Raw genomic sequence first — 20,960 nt, 5'->3', positions numbered from 1 at the left:
TGGCTTAAGCGTTACCTTTCACTTTAATGTTCAGCTGCTCGGCAAAATCTAACATACGATTTAGCGGAATCAGTGATTTAACGCGTACGTTTTCATCCACAAAGATTTCGTGCTCTGCCCCGCCACTTTTCAGTGCGGATTCAATGGCTTTAAGGCCGTTCATTGCCATCCAAGGACAATGCGCACAGCTACGACAGGTTGCGCCTGCGCCTGCGGTGGGTGCCTCAATCAGCTCTTTCTCTGGCACCAGTTGCTGCATTTTGAAGAAAATGCCTTTATCAGTGGCAACAATCAATTGCTTTTGCGGAAGCTCTTTCGCAGCTTTAATCAGCTGGCTGGTTGAGCCTACGGCATCGGCAAGCGCGACGACACTGGCTGGTGACTCAGGGTGAACTAAGATAGCCGCATCAGAGTACACCGCTTTCATGTCTTTTAGTGCTTTCGCAGAAAACTCATCGTGAACCACACATTCACCATTCCACAGCAGCATTTCAGCGCCGGTTTGATTGGCAATGTATGAACCTAAATGACGGTCTGGTCCCCAAATAATAGGCGTACCTTCTGCGTCTAGGTGCTCGACGATTTCAAGGGCGATGCTGGACGTGACAACCCAATCAGCGCGGGCCTTCACGGCCGCAGAGGTATTAGCGTAAACCACTACCGTATGATCTGGGTGCTGATCGCAAAATTGACTAAACTCTTCTTCCGGACACCCTAGATCGAGCGAACACTCGGCTTCAAGTGTTGGCATTAGAATGGTCTTTTCTGGGGTTAGGATCTTAGCTGACTCCCCCATGAAGCGCACACCTGCAATAATCAAAGTTTTTGCAGAATGACGATTACCAAACTTTGCCATTTCTAGAGAATCGCCGACAAAACCGCCGGTTTCTTCTGCTAGAGCTTGGATCTCTGGATCGGTGTAATAATGGGCAATCAATACCGCATCTTTTTGTTTAAGAAGGGTTTTGATGCTCTCCTTGTACGCCTGTTTTTGATCATTGCTCAATGGAACAGGTTTCGGAGGGAATGGGTATATTGTTGGTGCTGTTTCTAATATTTGGCTCATTGCAATGCTCGGGCAACTTCCTTTAACTTAGAGCATTGTACACTGCTTTGACGCTGGTTGCCAAAAGCAAAAAAGCTCAACTAAGACGTTGAGCTTTGATTAAGCCTATGATTATTTCAGTTTCGACAATTTCTGCTTCGCTGAATTGGCTGAGCCGGTATTTGGATACTCATCAATGGCTTGCTGGTAGTATTTTTTGGCCGCAGCAGCGCTGTTATTGCGCACCGCAATGTCACCAAGCTTAACCAGTGCGTCTGCACGCTTGTTCGATTTCTCGTGTGAAACAACCGAAGCAAATGCCTTAGCTGACTCTACGTCGTTCTTTTTCGAGAAATAGAGCTGTCCTAGCCAGTAGCTTGCATTGGCCGAATACACAGATTCTGGAAAGTCTTTTTGGAATTGCTCTAAGGCAACGGTGGCCGCATCATAATCTTTATTTTTTAAGATAAGATCGACAGCACTTTGATACGCCTGTTGCTCACCTTGGTTAGATGAATACTGACCTTCAGGTGTGGCTTGTGCAGGCTGAGCCGCGGGCGCCTTTTTAATATCGGCTAGCTCTGTACGCATACGGTCCAGCTCGATAAACAATTCTTTTTGTCTTTCGACAAGTTGCTCTCTTTCGTGCGCGCTTTTTTCAAGTTGACCGTGTAATTCACTCAAGTCCATCGATAATTCGTCGACTTGTTGTTGTAAATTAGCTTGAACTCGGTTGCTGTTTCTAAGCAAACGCTCCAGACGTTGTGTCTCATTTTCTTTAGAGGCAGTGGAAGATTTTGACGTCGAGACACTGCTAGAGTTGAGATCAGAAACGGGAGCTGGTGCGGCGAATGAAACACTCGCCGCACTTGCTAGTAACGTAAGCGCAACTGCTCGCTTATAGTTACTGATCATGTTTACGTCTTCCTAAGATTAGTAAACTAGAACCGCACGACGGTTTTTCGCGTACGCTTCTTCAGTTTGACCTAGTTTTAGTGGCTTCTCTTCACCGTAGCTTACGATAGAGATTTGGTCAGCTTGAACGCCAGAAGCTTGTAGGTAGTTAGAAACTGCGTTAGCACGACGCTCGCCTAGTGCGATGTTGTACTCAGGAGTACCGCGCTCATCAGCGTGACCTTCGATAGATACTTTAACATCTGGGTTTTCGCTTAGGAATTTAGCGTGAGCTGAAAGCATTTCTTCGTACTCAGAGCTGATTGCAGAGTTATCGTATGCGAAGTAAAGCGTAGTGTTTTCACGTAGTGCTTTTTCAGCAACTTCACGCTCTTCAGCCAGTTTTTGCTCGTCAGTCATTGGAGATACTACTGTAGTATCAGTCGTTTCTGCTGGCGTAGCTTGTTGAGTTTCTTGATTTGTTGTTTGTTGTGCATCTGATGCATCAGTCGCATCGTCAGATGAACTACAAGCTGTAACAGCCAGTACAGGAAGTGCGATTAGCAGTCCTTTCAAAACTTTATTAAGTTGCATTCTAAATTTTCCTTATTGTATAAAAAGTAACGTTGTTAAGAAAACGGTTACAAAAACGGTGACCAGGCGGGTGCTCTTACACGCCCATTGGTTGCTGGTAGTCTGGCTTTAAAACGTCCATCAATCGAAACCATCGATAGTACATTATTTTTGTTATACATCGAACTGTATATCACCATTCCGCCGTTTGGAGCTATGCTAGGAGACTCGTCTAGTAGTGTTTTTGTTAACACTTGAACCGCTCCAGTCTCCAAATCTTGTTTTGCCAAATTAAATCCTGAACGGGATTGATTCACCATAATCATGAAACGTCCGTCTGGGGTAATTTGACCACCCAAGTTTTGGCTACCTTGCCAAGTCAACCTCTTACTTGCACCACTTGCCAAATTTACTTGATAAATCTGAGGCTTACCACCCCTATCAGAAGTGAATATTAGCGATTTACCATCTGGGTTCCAAAATGGTTCGGTATTATTTGCGCGACCACGAGTAATTTGTTTTAGCTTCTTAGTCGCTAAGTCCATTGTATACACTTGTAAACTGCCAGTCTTAGACAGTGTCAAAGCCAAAGACTTACCATCAGGAGAGAATACTGGCGCACCATTGTGACGAGGGAATGACGTTAGCTTCTCTCTTTTACCAGTATAGATATTCATCAAGTAAATTTCTGAGTGGCCGCTTTGAAAACTGACATAAGCCAATTGTCTGCCATCAGGTGACCATGATGGTGACATTAGCGGTTGTTTAGAGCGCAGTACCAAACGTTCATTGTAGCCATCGTAATCGGCAATTCTCAGTTGGTATGGATAGCTGTCTTTGTCGTTCACGACCACATACGCTATGCGCGTTAAAAATGCGCCGCGATCACCCGTTAATTGCTCGTACACTAAATCTGAAATTCTGTGTGCGTATTCACGTAAACGAGGGCCTGGTACGGTCGCTTGTTTGTTGAATAGAATGTGATCTTTAGACAGCACCAACTTACCGTTTTGCAGTGATTTAGACTGACCATTGGTCAAGGCGCCGCGTACCACGTCAATCAGTTTATATTGCACGCGGTATTTACCGTCGCCTGCATCGGTAATGGTGCCCGTTAATAGAGCGTCAACACCCATGGCAGTCCACGCCGAATAATCCACATCCTTATCTTGATAAGGTGTTTGAGGCATTTGATTGGTCGGAATTGGGCTAAATTTACCACTGCGCTGTAAATCAGAGGCGATCACCGCTGATACATCGTGCGGCAGTTTTCCCGGCCCAGCCCATTTAAATGGCACAATGCCGATGGGGCGAGCTGAGTTTACGCCTTCAGTAATAACAAGTTCTAGTGAAGCATGGGCAACAGATACGCCCAAACTGCACATCATCAGTAGACTTACAAATAATCGTTTAATCACCGGGGTTTCCTTATTCAGGTGCAACGGTTAAGTTAATATTTTTCAATTTTTCTATCGCCGCTTTGTCTTTTGGTAGTGGGAAACTCGCCACTTTTGAGACCGCTGTTTTTGCCGCACGGCATAAACTTGAGTCACCAGAAAGCGTTCTAAGGTCACTCACCATAAAGGTAGAGCCTGCTTGAATTAAGCGCAGATTGACCTTACATTCTTTACCTTTAAACGAGTCATCTAACAACAACTCTCTTTGAATCATCTGTTTATACACTTCACCCATGCGTGACACTTCATCGGTGATGGCGCGGTTGCGAGCACTAGAGTTACTGGCCGCTTCCGCTTCAAGCCCTGAGAAAATATCATTAAGAGCAGCTTCTTTCTCTTTACGCTCTTTCTCTAGCTGCGCTAGGTGCGCTTTCTCTCGCTTCGCTTTTTCAGCGGCTTCTTTAGCTGCCTTCTGCTCAGCGAGTTTTTTCTGCTCGGCTTGACGCGCTTTTTCAGCCGCAGCCTTAGCGGCTTTCTCTTTCGCTAACCTATCGGCTTCGGCCTTTGCCGCTTTTTTCTTCGCCTCTGCGGCAGCTTTTACTTTAGCCGCACGTTCTGCTTCGGCTTTTTTGGCCGCTTGTTCTTTCTTTAAGCGTTCCGCTTTTGCCGCGCTCGCGCGCTTCTCTTCTTCTTTACGCTGACGTTCTTTCAACTGGCGCTGTTTTTCCGCTTCACGGGCCTTCTTTTCCGCTTGCGCTTTTTGTTCCGCTAAGCGACGAATACGCTTCTCTTCCGCTTTACGATTTTTTTCCAGCTGTTCAGTATGTTGACGTAACTTGCGAATACGCTCCTGCTCAGCTTTTGCCGCCGCCTCTCGTTGCTGACGAATCTGTCGAGCTTGTTGGTGAATGACGTTGGGATCAATCACCACAGCCTCAACCATATTCGGTTTTGGCTCAGGCTTTGACATATTGAATTTTGTGCCCCAAATCAAAGCAATCACTAGCAATAAGTGAACTGCTAGTGATATGGCTAGTGATTTCATGAACTTTTTATCTTGTTTCATCGGCTACTGGATTCTATTCCTTGATATCCGTTAACAGGCCAACTTTCGCGATACCTGCTTGGCTTAATTCATCGAGAACTAGAACCACGTCTGAGTATGGAGTTGCCGCATCACCACCTACCGCAACCGGTGAATTCGGTGAAATGGCTCTTTCTGCTTTTACTCGCACCACAATATCTTGCAGACTCATTCCTCTTTGCATCTCTTGGTCGTTAACACTTAAACCCAGTTCGCCTTTGGAATTAATCTCGATAATGATAAAACTCGCCTCAGTATCGCCTGCAAGCTCTGAAGCGGGTGTTGCGCTGTGAGTCTTAGGCAGATCCACATCCACACCTTGGGTGACAAAAGGAGAAGTCACCATAAAAATAATCAGCAATACCAACATCACATCGATGTAAGGTACAACGTTGATTTCAGCGGTCAGCTTACGCTTTTTAGGTTGATAACCCGCCATTGACTAGTCCTTTTCGCTCATTGCTTGACGGTGCAAAATAGCATGAAACTCTTCGGAGAAGGTGGCGTAAGAATGCTCAAGCTTACCGACACGATTGCTCAAACGGTTGTAGAACATAACCGCTGGAATCGCCGCAAATAGGCCCATCGCAGTGGCAATCAATGCTTCTGCGATACCCGGCGCTACCATAGCCAGCGTCGCTTGTTTAACCTGCCCTAGAGCAATAAAGGCATGCATAATGCCCCATACCGTACCGAACAAACCAATGTATGGGCTAATAGAGCCGACGGTAGCTAAAAATGGTAAGTTTGTTTCTAGGTTGTCGACTTCTCTTGCAACAGAGACGCGCATTGCTCGACCTGTGCCTTCCATAATAAAGTCAGGAGAGTTAGCATTTGTGCGACGTAAACGCGCAAACTCAGTAAAGCCTGAGTAAAAAATCTCTTCAATGCCAGATAAGCTACCTTTGCGAGCTTTCACTTCGTGATACAGCTTGCCAAGGTCTTTACCAGACCAAAATTTATCTTCAAAACGCTCGGTATGAGCATAAGCGGCAGAGATAACCTTGCTACGGCTGATGATCATTGCCCAAGAGGCTATCGACATACCCACTAAGGTGAGCATCACCAACTGCACTAATAGGCTGGCTTCTAGAATAAGATCAATAAAATTGATTTCTGCGGACACTTTAAGATAACTCCGTGATCATAAAACTGGGTATGGCCTGAGGCCTCATTTTAGCGGTATTGATACATGCTACCTTAACCGTAGCTTTGCACAATACTCTGCCTTCTAGATTGACTATCTCTTGACAAAAATCGAGAGAAGCTCGCTTAATTTGAGAAATATGTGTGAGTACTGTCAGCTCTTGGTCGAGTTTTGCGCCTTGCAAAAAATCGATGTCCATATGACGTACCACAAACCCTAATTTCTCTTGTAACAGTACCTCTTGCGAAACACCAATGGCTCTTAACATTTCAGTGCGGGCACGCTCAAAAAACTTCAGATAATTCGAGTGGTATACAATCCCACCCGCATCAGTATCTTCGTAGTAAATTCGTATTGGCCAGCGAAATAGTGTCGTTTCGGCTTTTGGCATATCCTAGGTCCCTGATTTTCTCGCCTGTAATATACACAATGTATCGCTTTATTTTTTATGCAACACGCTTTTTTTGATGCAGGCAGCAATTTCATTGCCTAAGTGACTAAAAATTGACTGGTCTAGCCCTATTCTTTAACCAAATCAGAGTCTTTTAACGAGAAAAAGTTCAATTTTGCCAGTTGTTCAAATTAGCATTGCTGAAGGTATTGCGTACTTGCAACGGTCAAAGTGCTCGCACGCGACAGCTAAGCATAGTCAAATAATCGCCCGATTATACAGGCTTCGAAACTTACGAGGGACCTTTATTGCGATTGGTAATAAAATTATACAAAAAAGGTCAGGATTGGAGTTCCAACCCTGACCTTATTTAATAATGGTTAAAAGACTTAGTCTTTCTTATCTTTGTCCATCATTTCTGAGTGCTCAAGCCATAGAGCATTGATGATGCCGAAAGCACACGCAAGCAGCACACCTAATATCCAAGCAAAATACCACATACTTTATCCCTTCTTAGTAAAGTGAATTCTTGTTTTCTTCGATGAATTTCGCATCGATGCGACCGAACATTTTGTAATACGTCCAGCTGGTGTACGCCAAGATAACGGGAACCATCACAAACGCTACCGCTGTCATAATATTCAATGTCAGCTCACTTGAAGTTGAATCCCACATCGTTAAGCTGTGCGATGGATTCAAGCTCGAAGGCATGATGAATGGGAACATAGACAGACCTGCGGTAAAGATAATGCCTGCACACGCCAAACTTGAGAACAAGAAGGCTAAAAAGCCTTTTTCGACGCGCGATGCAATCACGGCTAACAGCGGCATGAACACACCAATAATAGGGGCTGCCCATAGCGCTGGGTATTGTGCAAAGTTGTTCAACCAAGCGCCGGTTTCTAGTACCACTTCTTTGTTTAGCGGGTTCGATGCTGCGTTATGATCGATTTGGCTCGCAATGACATAGCCGTCCATTCCATGAATGAAGTAACCTGCAATAACGAACAACAATGCTGTCGTAATACCTGTTAGCTGAGCCACTTTACGAGAGCGTGCATGCACTTCGCTGGTCGTCTTCATTTGTAGCCAAGTTGCGCCTTGTAGCACAATCATGGATAGGCTCACTAAACCACACAGCAGTGCAAATGGGTTTAATAGAGCGAAGAACGAACCGTGGTAGCTAGACATCATAAATTCGTTTAGCTGAAATGGCAGACCTTGGAATAGGTTACCAAATGCCACACCGAAGATAATTGGCGGAACAAAACCACTGATTGAGATCGCAATATCCCAGCTACTGCGCCATTTTGGATCTTCAATCTTTGAGCGATAATCCAAGCCCAGTGGACGAAGCCACAATGCCGCCAAAGTCAAAATCATCGCGAAGTAAAAGCCAGAGAATGACGTTGCGTACACGGTAGGCCATGCCGCAAAAAGTGCACCACCTGCGGTCACTAACCAAACTTGGTTGCCATCCCAGTGCGGGGCAATACTGTTGATCATTACGCGACGTTCGTTATCCGATTTACCGATGATAGGCACTAGAGCGCCTACCCCCAGATCAAATCCGTCCGTTACTGCAAAGCCAACAAACAATATGCCAACTAGCAACCACCATATAAATCTTAAAACTTCATATTCAAACATAATTTCGCTCCCTTATTATGCTTCAACTTGACGGTCGATTTTTGCTTTCGCTTCATCATTGTCTTGTTGTTCAAAGTGATAACGACCTGTTTTCAAGCTACTTGGTCCCTTACGAGAGAATTTCACCATCAGATACACTTCGGCAATCAAGAACACAGTGTACAGCGCTAAGATAGCCGCTAATGATGCCCATAATTGACCGACCGTCAGTGCCGAAGCGGCCACATGCACAGGTAAGATTTCACCCACAGCCCATGGCTGACGTCCAAACTCGGCGACAAACCAACCGGCTTCGATAGCAATCCAAGGTAGTGGGATGCTCCAAAGTGCCGCTTTAAGTAACCAAGGTTTTTGTTCGATTTTTTGACGACAAGTTTGTAAGAACGCCATACCGAATACAAACAACATGATAAAGCCACAGCCCACCATCAAACGGAACGACCAGAACAGAGGCCAAACTGTAGGGATAGAGTCATCCGCTGCCGCTTGAATTTGCGTTTCTGTCGCATCGACCACGTTATCGGTGTAGCGTTTCAGCAATAAGCCATAACCGAGGTCGTGCTTAACTTCATCAAATGCGGCTTTGTTTTCCACCGAGCGATCGCCTGAGCGCAGTTTTTCAAGCAGTTCATAGGCGTACATACCGTTACGGATACGACCAACGTGCTCTTCGCGAAGATCACGTAACCCCGTCACTTGCTTGTCGATAGAACGTGTTGCCACGATACCCATTACGTAAGGGATTTTCAGTGCGTAATCTGTTTCCATGGTCTCCTGATTTGGAATACCAAATGCCGTAAACGCAGCCGGTGCTGGCTCAGTGTGCCATTCGGCTTCGATAGCGGCGAGCTTCACTTTCTGAACATCACCTAGCTCATAACCTGACTCATCACCCAATACGATGACAGAAAGGATAGCGGCCATACCAAAAGAAGCAGCAATCGCAAATGAACGGCGAGCGAACGCCACGTCACGACCTTTTAATAGGTAGTAAGAACTGATACCAAGGACAAACATTGCACCTGTGGTGTAACCCGATGCGACTGTGTGTACAAATTTAACCTGAGCGACTGGGTTAAAGACCACCTCAGCAAAGCTCACCATTTCCATACGCATGGTTTCGAAGTTAAATTCTGCGCCTACTGGATGTTGCATCCAGCCATTCGCAATCAGAATCCATAATGCTGAGAAGTTAGAGCCTAACGCCACTAACCAAGTCACTACCAGGTGTTGACGTTTTGATAGTCTTTCCCAACCAAAGAAGAATAAACCAACAAATGTTGATTCTAAAAAGAAAGCGACAAGGGCTTCAATGGCCAGCGGTGCACCGAAAATGTCACCGACATAGTGAGAATAGTATGCCCAGTTCGTTCCGAATTGGAACTCCATGGTAAGGCCGGTCGCAACGCCTAAGGCAAAGTTAATACCGAATAACTTACCCCAAAACTTAGTCATATCCTTATAAATCTGCTTACCTGTCATCACGTAAACGGATTCCATAATGGCAAGTAGGAAGGCTAGACCTAACGTTAGTGGCACAAATAGGAAGTGGTACATTGCTGTCAACGCGAATTGCAGTCGCGACAGATCAACGACATCTATCATAAGAACTCCTTGGGTGTCTTCCAAGACACAGGTTCAATCCAATACTAAACCCATTAAATAGCGGCTTATGGTTACTCATTAAACAACCTAAAACAGCAACCGATGATTATTGATAGAAGGCATTTCTAATCGCAATCCTTGCTGTGCACTTAATCAACAATAAATAGTGTTGTTTTTAAGTGCTTTAATCAGGTCATTTTATCTAAGCAAGCCTCTAAACAACGATTTAGTCGGGTTAGCATAAAGCGCAAAGTTAAAATCACACAAGAGATGTTAAATAACTGAGTTAATTATTAATACACTGATAATTAATAATTAAACATTTGTTAAGCATCCTCTAATATATCCGGTGGGTATAGTATAGGTTTAGGCCGTTGGTTTCAAAGGCTTTATTTAAGAAAATTACCTTGATATAAATCAAGAATAATGAATTGAAAAAGCGTTTTTATTATACGTAGATGGGAGGTTTTGCCAGCAATGTTAAAATATGTAATTAAAGAATGGTTGGATAAAGAAAAGGAGGTCACACCTCCTTAACTTAATATTAATCTTTCAAATCGAAGCCAAAATGCAAATAAGCGCGATCTGTTACAATTCGCCCTCTTGGTGTTCTTTGCAGATAACCTTGTTGAATTAAATAAGGCTCTAATACGTCTTCAATGGTGTCTTTCTCTTCACCAATAGCCGCTGCCATATTATCTAAACCAACTGGCCCACCATTAAACTTCTCAATAATGGCTAACAGCAGTTTTCTGTCCATGTAATCAAAGCCCAAACTGTCAACATCGAGCATGTCGAGGGCTTTATCTGCGATGTCCGAGTCGATATGACCATCGCTTTTTACTTCAGCATAGTCTCGAACTCGTCTTAACAGTCGGTTTGCAATACGAGGAGTGCCGCGAGCACGTCGAGCGATTTCCAGTGCCCCTTGTGACTCCATAGATAGATTTAAACAATCTGAGCTGCGCTGAACAATATGTTGCAGATCTTCGACCTTATAGTATTCCAGACGTTGTGTAATGCCGAAGCGATCACGAAGTGGTGAGGTCAGTGAACCTGCGCGTGTCGTTGCGCCAATTAAGGTAAAAGGTGGCAAATCAATCTTGATAGAGCGCGCCGCTGGCCCCTCTCCTATCATGATATCTAACTGATAATCTTCCATCGCTGGATACAGCACTTCTTCCACCATTGGGCTTAAGCGGTGTATTTCATCGATGAACAGGACGTCGTTCTCTTCAAGGTTAGTCAGTAGCGCGGCTAAATCACCTGCTTTTTCTAACACCGGTCCTGAGGTGGTGCGAATATTAACATCCATCTCATTGGCAACAATATTAGCAAGGGTGGTTTTCCCTAACCCCGGCGGTCCAAAGATCAACAAATGATCCAGCGCTTCATTTCGCATTTGCGCCGCTTTGATGAATATTTCCATCTGACCACGAACATGATCCTGACCTTGGTAATCTTCTAATTTTTTAGGGCGAATCGCTCTATCGACCGCCTCTTCGTCTTTAAACGTTGGGTTGTCAGGCGCGATCAGTCGGTCTGCTTCAATCATCCATTACACCATAGCTCGAAGAGCTTCTTTGATTAGGGCTTCACTGGTCATATCTGGCTTCGCAATTTGCGAAATCGCTTTTGAGGCCATTTGCGGTTTATAGCCAAGGGCTAACAATGCGCTGACCGCCTCATCCACCGCACTTTGATCGTTTGACAAGTGATTGTCCGCAGGCGCGGCATCCGTCGCTGGCGTAAATAAATCACCTGCACCCCAGCCTTTCAAGCGGTCTTTCATTTCGACCACTAGACGTTCTGCGGTCTTCTTACCTACGCCCGGTAGTTTCACTAAGGTAGAAATATCTTCATTTTCTACGCAACTCACAAACTGACTTGCCGTCATACCCGATAAGATCCCAAGCCCTAATTTAGGGCCAACGCCATTGGCTTTAATCACTTCACGAAACAGCGCTCGTTCACTGACGCTGTTGAAGCCATACAGCAATTGTGCGTCTTCGCGCACCACAAAGTGAGTATAAATAATGGCTTCTTGGCCTACCTCAGGCAGCTCGTAGAAACAACTCATTGGCATTTGTACTTCATAGCCAACACCCCCTACTTCAATAAGTAATTCAGGAGGTTGTTTTTCGATAAGGGTTCCACGTAGACGTCCAATCACGGTCTTATTCCAATAACGGTTTGCAATGATATTGATGATAATAAATAACTGGACGGATAGCCAGTACTCTGCATCAATTAACGGTATCTGCCTCGTCGTGCTGACGTGGCTTTGCCTGCTAAAGCAATCAAGGTTTTATTCGTATTGGCATGACAAATGGCAACACCTAAGGCATCGGCCGCATCAGCTTGAGGTTTTGCAGGTAATTTTAGCATTTGCTGCACCATGTGTTGCACCTGCGCTTTGTCAGCGCCACCTGTCCCAACAACCGCTTGCTTGATAAGTCTTGCTGCGTATTCATACACTTCAAGATCCGCATTCACCGCAGCCACAATTGCACTGCCCCGAGCTTGTCCGAGTTTGAGCGCAGAATCGGCATTTTTAGACATAAACACTTGTTCAATGGCAAACACGTCCGGCTTAAACTGAGTGATGATCTCACTGACACCGGCATAAATTTGCTTTAGTCGACCCGGCAAGGCTTTTTCTGACATGCGGATACAGCCACTGCCTAGATAATGCAAATGACGGCCATTTTGACGAATCACACCGTATCCGGTAATTCGCGACCCCGGATCAATGCCTAAAATAATCGTCATGAATGTTTCTCTCCCTCAAACAAAAACTCCCGCACTAGAGCGGGAGTTTAGACTTATTGATCAACAAGCGTTATTCGCTGTCTTTTTTAGCAACCTTAACCGCAATCGCCAACTCTTCAAGAGCCGCAGGGTTAGCAAGACTTGGCGCATCCGTCAGTAGACAAGACGCCGTCGTCGTTTTAGGGAATGCAATCACGTCACGAATGTTTTCTGTGCCACAAAGTAGCATCACCAAACGGTCAAGACCGAATGCCAGACCTGCGTGAGGAGGCGTGCCGTACTTAAGTGCCTCTAGTAAGAAGCCAAATTTAAGTTGCTGCTCTTGTGCATCAATACCCAAGATATCAAATACTGCCGCTTGCATTTCTGCATTATGGATACGTACAGAACCGCCACCCACTTCATAGCCATTAATAACCATGTCGTAAGCATTTGAGTTTGCCGCTGCCGGGTTTTCTTTCAGCTGTTGCGCGGTGATGCCCAGTGGAGAAGTAAATGGGTGGTGCATCGCATGCAAGTTACCTTCACCGTCTTCTTCAAACATTGGGAAGTCAACAACCCACAATGGTTTCCAAGCCGATAGGTCAGTGATCTCTAGATCGATACCCACTTTCAAACGCAATGCGCCCATTGCTTCTGCCACAACGTTCGCTTTATCTGCGCCAAATAGAATGATATCGCCAGACTCTGCGCCAGTGCGCTCAAGAATGCCGTTGATCACTTCTTCATTTAAGAACTTAGCAACTGGAGATTGAATGCCTTCCATGCCTGCAGCACGGTCGTTCACTTTCATCCATGCCAAACCTTTCGCGCCGTAGATACCAACAAATTCAGCGTAGCCGTCAATTTGTTTACGAGTGAGCTTAGCGCCACCCGGTACACGAATAACCGCAACGCGGCCTTTTTCGTCGTTAGCAGGACCAGCAAAGACTTTAAATTCAACGTCTTTTAAAATGTCTGCAACGTCAACAAGCTCAAGTGGGTTACGTAGATCGGGTTTATCAGAACCAAAACGACGAATCGCTTCGCTAAATGGCATGGTAGGGAATTGGCCAAGATCAACGTTTAGAAGATCTTTCCACATGCCGTGTACCATTTCTTCTGTTTTGGCACGGACTTGGTCAGCGCTCATAAATGAAGTTTCGATATCAATCTGAGTAAATTCAGGTTGACGATCTGCACGTAAATCTTCATCACGGAAACATTTTACGATTTGGTAATAACGGTCAAAACCAGACATCATCAGCAATTGTTTAAACAGCTGTGGTGACTGAGGAAGCGCATAGAAACTGCCCTTTTGCACGCGGCTTGGTACTAAGTAATCGCGAGCACCTTCTGGTGTTGCTTTTGTTAGTACTGGCGTCTCAATGTCTAGGAAACCATTGTCATCAAGGAAACGACGTACGTAGCTAGACGCTTTCGCACGCAGTTTAATGCGATCGCTCATTTCAGGGCGACGCAAATCAAGGTAACGGTATTTTAGACGTTGTTCTTCCGTGTTTGTTTGGTTGAAATCCAATGGCAGAACGTCAGCACGGTTGATGATTTCCAGATCTTTACAGATAACTTCAACTTCACCCGTTGTCATGTCTTTGTTGACTTGACTGTCAGGGCGAACACGCACTTCGCCAGTTAACTTGATGCAAAATTCGTTACGTAGTTGGCTTGCCACTTCATGTGCCTGCGCCATATCCGGGTCAACAACGACTTGAACGATACCTTCGCGATCTCGCATATCGATAAAAATAAGGCCGCCTAAATCACGGCGACGGTTTACCCAACCGCAAAGTTCTACAGTTTGTCCTGCAAGGGACTTGTTCAGTTGACCACAATAATGGCTACGCATATTGAATTTCCCGACTATTTTCTAATGACTATATAAAGTTCTGTCGAGAGACTGAGATCTCGACGCAATTAACCGATATTTATACTCGGAAATACGCGTAAAATCGATACTCAATGTACTTTTTTATTGAGTTAATGACGGCTTTGCTCTGTTTTTAAGCAAGATAAGGGTTTTTAAGCCAAATAAGCGATTCAAACAAGCCAAGTCGTACAGCACAAGTACACCTTGCTGATCTCGATTAATGACAGTGGCGTGACTTTTCTCTAAACTTACGGCTGTTATAAATTACCCACCAAGATCCTATGAGCACAGATAAGATTTTTTCCGCTCCAATTGAAAAAATTGGCGACTTTACATTTGACGAACGCGTAGCAGAAGTGTTCCCTGATATGATTCAGCGTTCCGTTCCCGGCTACAGCAACATCATCTCTGCCATTGGAATGCTGGCCGAGCGTTTTGCCACGCCAGGTTCAAACTTATACGATCTTGGCTGCTCTTTGGGCGCGGCAACCCTATCCATGCGTCGTAATATCACCGCTGATGGCTGTCAGATCATTGCCGTGGATAATTCATCGGCAATGGTTGAAAGATGTGAACGACACATCAATGCCTATAAAGCGAAAACACCGGTTGATATCCGTGAAGCTGATATTCGTGAAATTGAAATCAACAACGCATCGGTGGTGGTATTGAACTTCACCTTGCAGTTTCTTTCACCAGACGATCGCCAAACGCTACTAGAGAAGATCTATCAAGGACTGTTGCCCGGCGGCATTTTGATCCTTTCAGAGAAATTCATCTTCGAGGACCAAACTTCCCACGAGTTATTGATCGACCTTCATCACGACTTTAAACGCGCCAACGGCTATAGCGAGCTGGAAATCAGCCAAAAACGCAGCGCCATTGAACATGTAATGTTACCGGACAAAATTGAAACGCATAAAAAGCGTTTTACCGATATCGGTTTTAGTAGCAGTGAAGTGTGGTTCCAATGCTTCAACTTCGGTTCGATGTTTGCCATTAAATAATGTTTGCCATTAAATAAGCGTACGATTGGATAATCGCACTAATGAAACCAGAAGAATAAACGCACTGTACATAATGTATGCAAGAAAGCACACATGCAAATATCAAAGTTTCATTGCATTTTGCAAATGCAATATGCGAAAAGTGTTTTCATTTAAAACTTTAACCTTATATAACAAAAGGTTACTAGCTATAATCAAAAGTTGGCACGCATAGTGCATAAGGAAACTGATCCTTTTAAGCCAAGGATCACCTAGCCAACTGACGTTGTTAGTGAACGTTGTACTTGTTCACAAGAATACAAGCCGATCGCACGCTTTTTCGTGGTCGGCTTTTTTTTTGCTTTCACGTTACGTTAATATGCCTAATTCCAATCACACCCATTCAGTGACCAGAAATAACTCAACAAAAATGCTCGAATAACCCGTTATTTAATACGATTGGTATAAATGCCCTTGAGAGGAGATCCACTGCTTGGGGGACTGACCATATAATCGTTTAAATTCACGACTGAACTGAGATGAACTGACGTAGCCTACGCTCATCGCTGCCTGATTCACGTTCATTCCTGTTGCGATATTCATTGCGGCATTGTTTAAGCGCATCGATTTCATAAATTGGATGGGTGACAATGACGTTGCTTGCTTAAACTTACGGTGAAACACCGCGCGGCTCATTCCTACTTTAGAGGCTAGCTCATCAATCGTTACGCTTTGATCAAGGCGATGTGATAAATACTCGATAGAGCGAGCAATTTCGTTCCCCACACCAAAAGAGCGTCTGACGGACTCGCCCGCCTCCCCTTTTAACACCGCATAATACAACTCACGCAAACGCCCCTCACCCAACATTGCGCTGTCCACCGAATTATCCTCCAGTTGAAGTAAACGCCATAGTGCATCAGAAAATGCGTTATCCCACGAAGCAAAAGACAATCCTTTGGGCAACTCGCTGGCCTTTGTTTTCTTAATGGCTCCCGATATATTTTCCATCTCCAGAGCAAGTTCCGTCATCATTTTGCTATCAAGGGTAATGGATACGCCAAGTAGCGGATCCTCAGGTGATGCATTAGGCGTTCCTGCCTCTACAGGTAATGACATAGTGCAGCACATATATTTTTCGTTGTCATAAATGTGTTTTTGACCATCCAAAATCGCTTCTTTACTGCCACTTAAAATCGCAATCACTGTCGGTTCATAAACCGCTGGTGCACATTGAATGGATTCTGAAACCTTAAACAGGCGCACTCCTTTGATTCCGGTCTCATGCAAACCATCGTCTTTTAGCCGGTTTTTTAAGCGCATTTTTATTTCATTCTTCATCATACCCTTACCACCCAAATAAACAAAAAAGATACAAATAGGCATATTTTAAAGAGTATAGCGCCTATTTAGCAATGCGATTGATAGTTATAGTTAGTTCCAGAAAAGATTACTACCGTAGCAAACGGTTTGCAAATTCCATAACTACTGTCGCTGATAAGGTGTTTAAAATGACAATCAAACAATTTGGCCCTAAAGGTTGGACTCCAGAACTGATGGCCTCACAAAAAGGCAAAACCTATTTAATCACAGGTGCGAATACTGGCGCTGGATTTGAAGCGTCGCGCATCTTGCTATCGAAAGGGGCTAAAGTGGTTATGTTGAATCGTAATCCTGCAAAATCACAAGTTGCAGTCGAAGCGCTAAAACAGCAATTAGGGGCCGATGCTGATATCAGCTTTATTACCCTAGATCTCGCGAAACTTGATTCTGTCCGCCATGGCGCAACGCAAATTCTTGAACAGGTATCCCGCATTGACGGACTAATTTGCAATGGCGCTATTGCTCAAGTCGCAACACAAGAGTTGACCGCAGACGGCTTTGAAAGTCACCTAGGAGTGAATCACTATGGACATTTCTTGCTGTGTGGTTTGTTGTTTAAACGCATTGATGAAAGTCATGGTCGTATCGTAGTGGTCGGTAGCGAAGGCTATAAAATGGGCATCAAGAAAATTCAATTTGATGATATGAACTGGGATAACAACTACCACCCTAACCATACCTATTGTCATAGCAAATTAGCGCAAATGATGTTTGGCTATGAACTGCAAAACCGAATCAAACAGGCAAGCAAAAACGTACAAGTGTATGTGTGTCACCCAGGCGCTTCAAAAACATCATTAATCAATAACAAAGCCAACGGCATCACACGCATTGCGTTTTCATTAATGGCAATGACTCCGATTGTACAATCCGCTGAAAAAGGCGCATACCCAGAATTGATGTGCGCCACACAAGATAACTTATCAGAACGAGCCTACCATGGCCCAACAGGATTTAACCACTGGGTGGGAGCGGTTGATCAGCGTGAAATAGAATCTTTTGTGCAAGATAAAGCCAGCGCCGAGAAACTATGGACACTATCAGAGCAACAAACAGGGCTTGAATTCGCGCTGTAGCCTTGATAGCAATCGTACTAAATAACGGGTCATTCTGACTTGTTAAAATAAAAAGCCTTGCGGTATGACTCCTTTGCATGAGTGCTTTACTACAAGGCTTAATGGTTAATAGTACGTCTTCCCTATGAAGGGAAAGGGAGAGATCAGGACATCTCTAGCGACCAACAATTTTATACTTTTCACAGCCTAAAATATTTTCATCGACATAAATAGAACAACCAGAATAACAAGATATTAGTGAAAGCCACTCACAAAAGTATCAGCAAAACTCTTCAGTCTTTGCGTGATCCGAGGAAGAATTGTTCTTCTCGATCTGAAAGTCATCTTTTCAGTGGTGAGCTGCGCAATATCATCGGACTTCAGGCATTCAACATCCAAACCATTTTCGAGTTCAATAATCATTTCGCTAAACTTATCAGTGTCCAGATTCTCCTCTAGAACAATCTGCTGTAGCTCTTTTTGCTTTTGCTCCTCGATATACTCATCAAATTCTTCGCCCTGAACGATGCCTTGCATACTCTTCTCAATAAAGCCTTCAATAAGTTCACGTTTACTGTACAAAGAGGGCTCTGTCGCAAGCAGGTTGGCAATCACTTGTCGTTTTTTGCCTTGGGCTTCTTTGCTTGATTCTTCAAGCATGGTTTGCAGTAGGTGACGAATGTAGCCAACATTAACGTTATCTCGTTGCAGCAACTCAAGTTCAAAGTCGATATTGTCTAGGATAGATTCTTTATCGGCTGGCCCTTTTTTCAGCTCTCTAGCAAGGTCGCTATACTTAGACGCATAATCGACAAATTCCTGCTCAGAGATACCCAGAGTTTCAATATCAAAATCACTAAAAGTTTCCAGTTGGTTCTTCAGTCTCATCAAGATGCGAAACTGTTTTACAAACCCAGCTTGCAAGTCTTCATTGGGCAGGTCATCAACACTTTGCACATCCGGTACAATAGCTTTTAACGCTGCAAGAGCCTTGGTAAAGTCTTCGGTTAAACCATTAAGATCAGGGACTTCTATGTACTCTATCGGTTGCTTGTTAGAGAACAGGGTAAAGGCTTCATCTGCTTGTGGTTTAAGGTTGCGATAGCACATCACGTTACCGTGCGACTTCACGGTGCCATTTAAGCGGTTAGTGCGAGAAAAGGCTTGCACTAAACCATGATATTTAAGGTTTTTATCGACATAAATGGTGTTCAATCCCGGCGCATCAAATCCGGTTAAGAACATATTCACCACCAGCAAGATATCAACTTCACCATCTTTAGTGCGCTTGGCAATGTCTTTGTAGTAGTTATAAAAACTGTCGGTGTCTTTGGTTGAATAAGAAGTGCCAAAGTGATGATTGTAATCATCAATATAAGAATCTAGCTTATCTCGGCTATGGTATTTGGCGCTGGCTTCATTAACACCTTTTATATTGATATCAACTTCGTATTCTTCTTCTTCGTTGACCCCATAACTGTAGATAGTGGCAACATTGAGGTTATGTTGTCCTTCTTCTTTTAATGTTTTTAAGGTGTCGTAGTAAGTGATCAAATCGGGCACACTTGCCACACACAGCATGGCATTAAACTGACCTTTAGTTTTATGTCGATGAATACCAATGAGGTGCTTACAGACCTTTCTGATCCGTTTAGGTGAACTGAAGAACTCACTGATATCAATGCTGCTTACATCTACGTCTATGCCTGTATCTCGCTGTTTGAGCTTACCGTAATACTCAATTGCAAATGGAAGTACGTTGTCATCTCTAATGGCATCCACAATAACGTAGCTATGCAAACGTTCACCAAATAAGTCTCTAGTCGTTCTCTTTTGAACACCTTGGTTCTGTATCTTCTTGGCTGTAGCGTTGTCAGCAAAGATCGGAGTACCGGTAAAACCAAACAATTGTGCTCTACCAAAGAACTCAACCAAATTTTGGTGTGTTTCACCAAACTGGCTTCGATGACATTCATCAAAAATAAACACCATACGTTGGTTGGCAATATCTTCGATCTGCTTTTTATAGTGGCCCTTGGTCACGAGGTTATTAAGCTTCTGAAGTGTGGTAACAATTAGCTTAGAGTTACGGTTCTCGTTAACTGCTTTGCCCTTCTCCGCTTTACCTAGAAATTGGTTCAATAAACTCTTGGTATTGTCGGTGCTATCAACACATCCTTTGAGGAAGGCATTGAACTCTTTGGCTGTCTGATAATCCAGATCTTTCCTATCCACAACAAATAGGACTCGCTCTACATCATCCAACTGAGTCAGAAGCTGAGCTGTCTTGAAGCTAGTAAGTGTTTTACCGCTACCTGTTGTGTGCCAGATATAGCCATTCTTATTAGTGGTAGCTACTTGGTTCACAATGGCTTCGACCGCATAGAACTGGTACGGACGTAGAACCATGAGGAACTTACCTGACTCGTTCTGCACTATGTAACGTGACAGCATCTTAGTCAGGTGTTCTTGGTTCAGGAACGCATCAGCAAACTGAGGAAGAGCATTGATCTTCTGGTTCTCTACATCAGTCCAATGGAAGGTCTGTTTGAATGACAACTCACGGTTGTTTGAGAAGTATTTGGTATTAACACCATTGGAGATAACGAACAGTTGGACATAGTTAAACAGTCCACCCTCAGCACCATAGGTATGCTTGTCGTAACGCTTGATCTGGTTGAATGCTTCAGCCATCTCAATGCCTCTGCGCTTCAGCTCAATCTGAACCAAAGGCAAACCATTCACTAGTATGGTTATATCGTATCTATTCTCGTACTTACCATGGATAGTGATCTGGTTCGTTACTTGGAAGATGTTCTTCGAGGTATCAGTAAACAGCAGAGTCAGGTAGCTAACTGTACCGTCCTCATGAACCACATCTACCTTACCTCGTAATCGCTTAGACTTATCGAAAATGTTGCCCTTCTCAAGGCTTATGAGCACATTTTCAAACTCACGATCAGTTAGGCTTATATCATTAGCTCTCTCTAGCTGAACCTTCAGGTTAGCCTTGAGTGCAGTTGCATCTTCAATCACCACTGGTTCAAAACCAAAGGTGTTCAATTGTGCAATGAGATCGTTCTCTAGTTGTACTTCTGATTGTGTGCTCAT

General features: G+C 44.2%; 19 protein-coding genes. 2 read left to right on the top strand and 17 right to left on the bottom strand.

The genetic code is table 11. The annotated features are described in order from the left end of the window. Window positions 1–4: 4 nt before the first annotated feature. From nadA to aspS, 15 genes are all read right to left on the bottom strand, one after another. Complete coding sequence (gene nadA / locus VEZ01S_RS04090; protein WP_021712741.1) at window positions 5–1,066, bottom strand: quinolinate synthase NadA; 1,062 nt, start codon at window positions 1,064–1,066, stop codon at window positions 5–7. A gap of 111 nt (window positions 1,067–1,177) precedes the next feature. After that, a complete protein-coding gene (ybgF, locus tag VEZ01S_RS04085; protein ID WP_021712740.1) occupies window positions 1,178–1,960 on the bottom strand; it encodes a tol-pal system protein YbgF in 783 nt (260 codons plus the stop codon). Window positions 1,961–1,978: 18 nt separating this feature from the next. Further along, window positions 1,979–2,533 (bottom strand): peptidoglycan-associated lipoprotein Pal, encoded by a 555-nt coding sequence (gene pal, locus VEZ01S_RS04080; RefSeq protein WP_021712739.1) that lies wholly within the window; start codon window positions 2,531–2,533, stop codon window positions 1,979–1,981. Window positions 2,534–2,580: 47 nt separating this feature from the next. Then, window positions 2,581–3,930 (bottom strand): Tol-Pal system beta propeller repeat protein TolB, encoded by a 1,350-nt coding sequence (gene tolB / locus VEZ01S_RS04075; protein ID WP_021712738.1) that lies wholly within the window; start codon window positions 3,928–3,930, stop codon window positions 2,581–2,583. A gap of 10 nt (window positions 3,931–3,940) precedes the next feature. After that, window positions 3,941–4,975, bottom strand: a complete 1,035-nt coding sequence (tolA, locus tag VEZ01S_RS04070; RefSeq protein WP_021712737.1) for a cell envelope integrity protein TolA — start codon at window positions 4,973–4,975, stop codon at window positions 3,941–3,943. 13 nt (window positions 4,976–4,988) lie between these two features. Next, a complete protein-coding gene (gene tolR / locus VEZ01S_RS04065; protein ID WP_021712736.1) occupies window positions 4,989–5,432 on the bottom strand; it encodes a protein TolR in 444 nt (147 codons plus the stop codon). 3 nt (window positions 5,433–5,435) lie between these two features. Next, window positions 5,436–6,119: a protein TolQ gene (tolQ, locus tag VEZ01S_RS04060; RefSeq protein WP_021712735.1), complete on the bottom strand. Its 684-nt coding sequence runs from the start codon at window positions 6,117–6,119 to the stop codon at window positions 5,436–5,438. 1 nt (window position 6,120) lies between these two features. Beyond that, window positions 6,121–6,531 (bottom strand): tol-pal system-associated acyl-CoA thioesterase, encoded by a 411-nt coding sequence (ybgC, locus tag VEZ01S_RS04055; RefSeq protein WP_021712734.1) that lies wholly within the window; start codon window positions 6,529–6,531, stop codon window positions 6,121–6,123. A 389-nt stretch (window positions 6,532–6,920) separates the two neighbouring features. After that, window positions 6,921–7,031: a cytochrome bd-I oxidase subunit CydX gene (gene cydX, locus VEZ01S_RS16480; protein ID WP_040890092.1), complete on the bottom strand. Its 111-nt coding sequence runs from the start codon at window positions 7,029–7,031 to the stop codon at window positions 6,921–6,923. Between the two features lie 13 nt (window positions 7,032–7,044). Beyond that, window positions 7,045–8,181, bottom strand: coding sequence for a cytochrome d ubiquinol oxidase subunit II (gene cydB / locus VEZ01S_RS04045; protein WP_021712733.1), 1,137 nt, complete (start codon window positions 8,179–8,181; stop codon window positions 7,045–7,047). 15 nt (window positions 8,182–8,196) lie between these two features. After that, window positions 8,197–9,786, bottom strand: a complete 1,590-nt coding sequence (cydA, locus tag VEZ01S_RS04040; protein WP_021712732.1) for a cytochrome ubiquinol oxidase subunit I — start codon at window positions 9,784–9,786, stop codon at window positions 8,197–8,199. A gap of 544 nt (window positions 9,787–10,330) precedes the next feature. Beyond that, a complete protein-coding gene (ruvB, locus tag VEZ01S_RS04035) occupies window positions 10,331–11,341 on the bottom strand; it encodes a Holliday junction branch migration DNA helicase RuvB (RefSeq protein ID WP_021712731.1) in 1,011 nt (336 codons plus the stop codon). A 3-nt stretch (window positions 11,342–11,344) separates the two neighbouring features. Next, window positions 11,345–11,959, bottom strand: coding sequence for a Holliday junction branch migration protein RuvA (gene ruvA / locus VEZ01S_RS04030; RefSeq protein WP_021712730.1), 615 nt, complete (start codon window positions 11,957–11,959; stop codon window positions 11,345–11,347). Window positions 11,960–12,036: 77 nt separating this feature from the next. Continuing rightward, window positions 12,037–12,558 (bottom strand): crossover junction endodeoxyribonuclease RuvC, encoded by a 522-nt coding sequence (gene ruvC / locus VEZ01S_RS04025; RefSeq protein ID WP_021712729.1) that lies wholly within the window; start codon window positions 12,556–12,558, stop codon window positions 12,037–12,039. Between the two features lie 70 nt (window positions 12,559–12,628). Next, a complete protein-coding gene (aspS, locus tag VEZ01S_RS04020) occupies window positions 12,629–14,404 on the bottom strand; it encodes an aspartate--tRNA ligase (RefSeq protein WP_021712728.1) in 1,776 nt (591 codons plus the stop codon). 302 nt (window positions 14,405–14,706) lie between these two features. On the opposite strand from aspS, the gene cmoA reads away from it, so the two are divergent. Then, window positions 14,707–15,432 carry a carboxy-S-adenosyl-L-methionine synthase CmoA gene (gene cmoA / locus VEZ01S_RS04015; protein ID WP_021712727.1) on the top strand — a complete coding sequence of 242 codons (726 nt, stop codon included), beginning with the start codon at window positions 14,707–14,709 and terminating at the stop codon, window positions 15,430–15,432. Window positions 15,433–15,861: 429 nt separating this feature from the next. Here cmoA and VEZ01S_RS04010 read toward each other — a convergent pair whose 3' ends face one another. Beyond that, entirely contained in the window at window positions 15,862–16,755 is an 894-nt protein-coding gene (locus VEZ01S_RS04010) for an AraC family transcriptional regulator (protein ID WP_040890174.1), read from the bottom strand. Between the two features lie 167 nt (window positions 16,756–16,922). On the opposite strand from VEZ01S_RS04010, the gene VEZ01S_RS04005 reads away from it, so the two are divergent. Next, the gene (locus tag VEZ01S_RS04005) at window positions 16,923–17,870 is read left to right on the top strand and encodes an SDR family oxidoreductase (RefSeq protein WP_021712725.1); all 948 of its coding nucleotides are present in this window, start codon (window positions 16,923–16,925) and stop codon (window positions 17,868–17,870) included. 234 nt (window positions 17,871–18,104) lie between these two features. Here the strand turns inward: VEZ01S_RS04005 and VEZ01S_RS04000 are convergent, their stop codons facing one another. Further along, entirely contained in the window at window positions 18,105–20,960 is a 2,856-nt protein-coding gene (locus VEZ01S_RS04000) for a type I restriction endonuclease subunit R (RefSeq protein WP_021712724.1), read from the bottom strand.

The organism is Vibrio ezurae NBRC 102218, from assembly GCF_000467185.1.
GTDB lineage: Bacteria > Pseudomonadota > Gammaproteobacteria > Enterobacterales > Vibrionaceae > Vibrio > Vibrio ezurae.
Note: the sequence above shows the minus strand (reverse complement) of the source record. Positions and strands in the feature narration are given on the sequence as shown.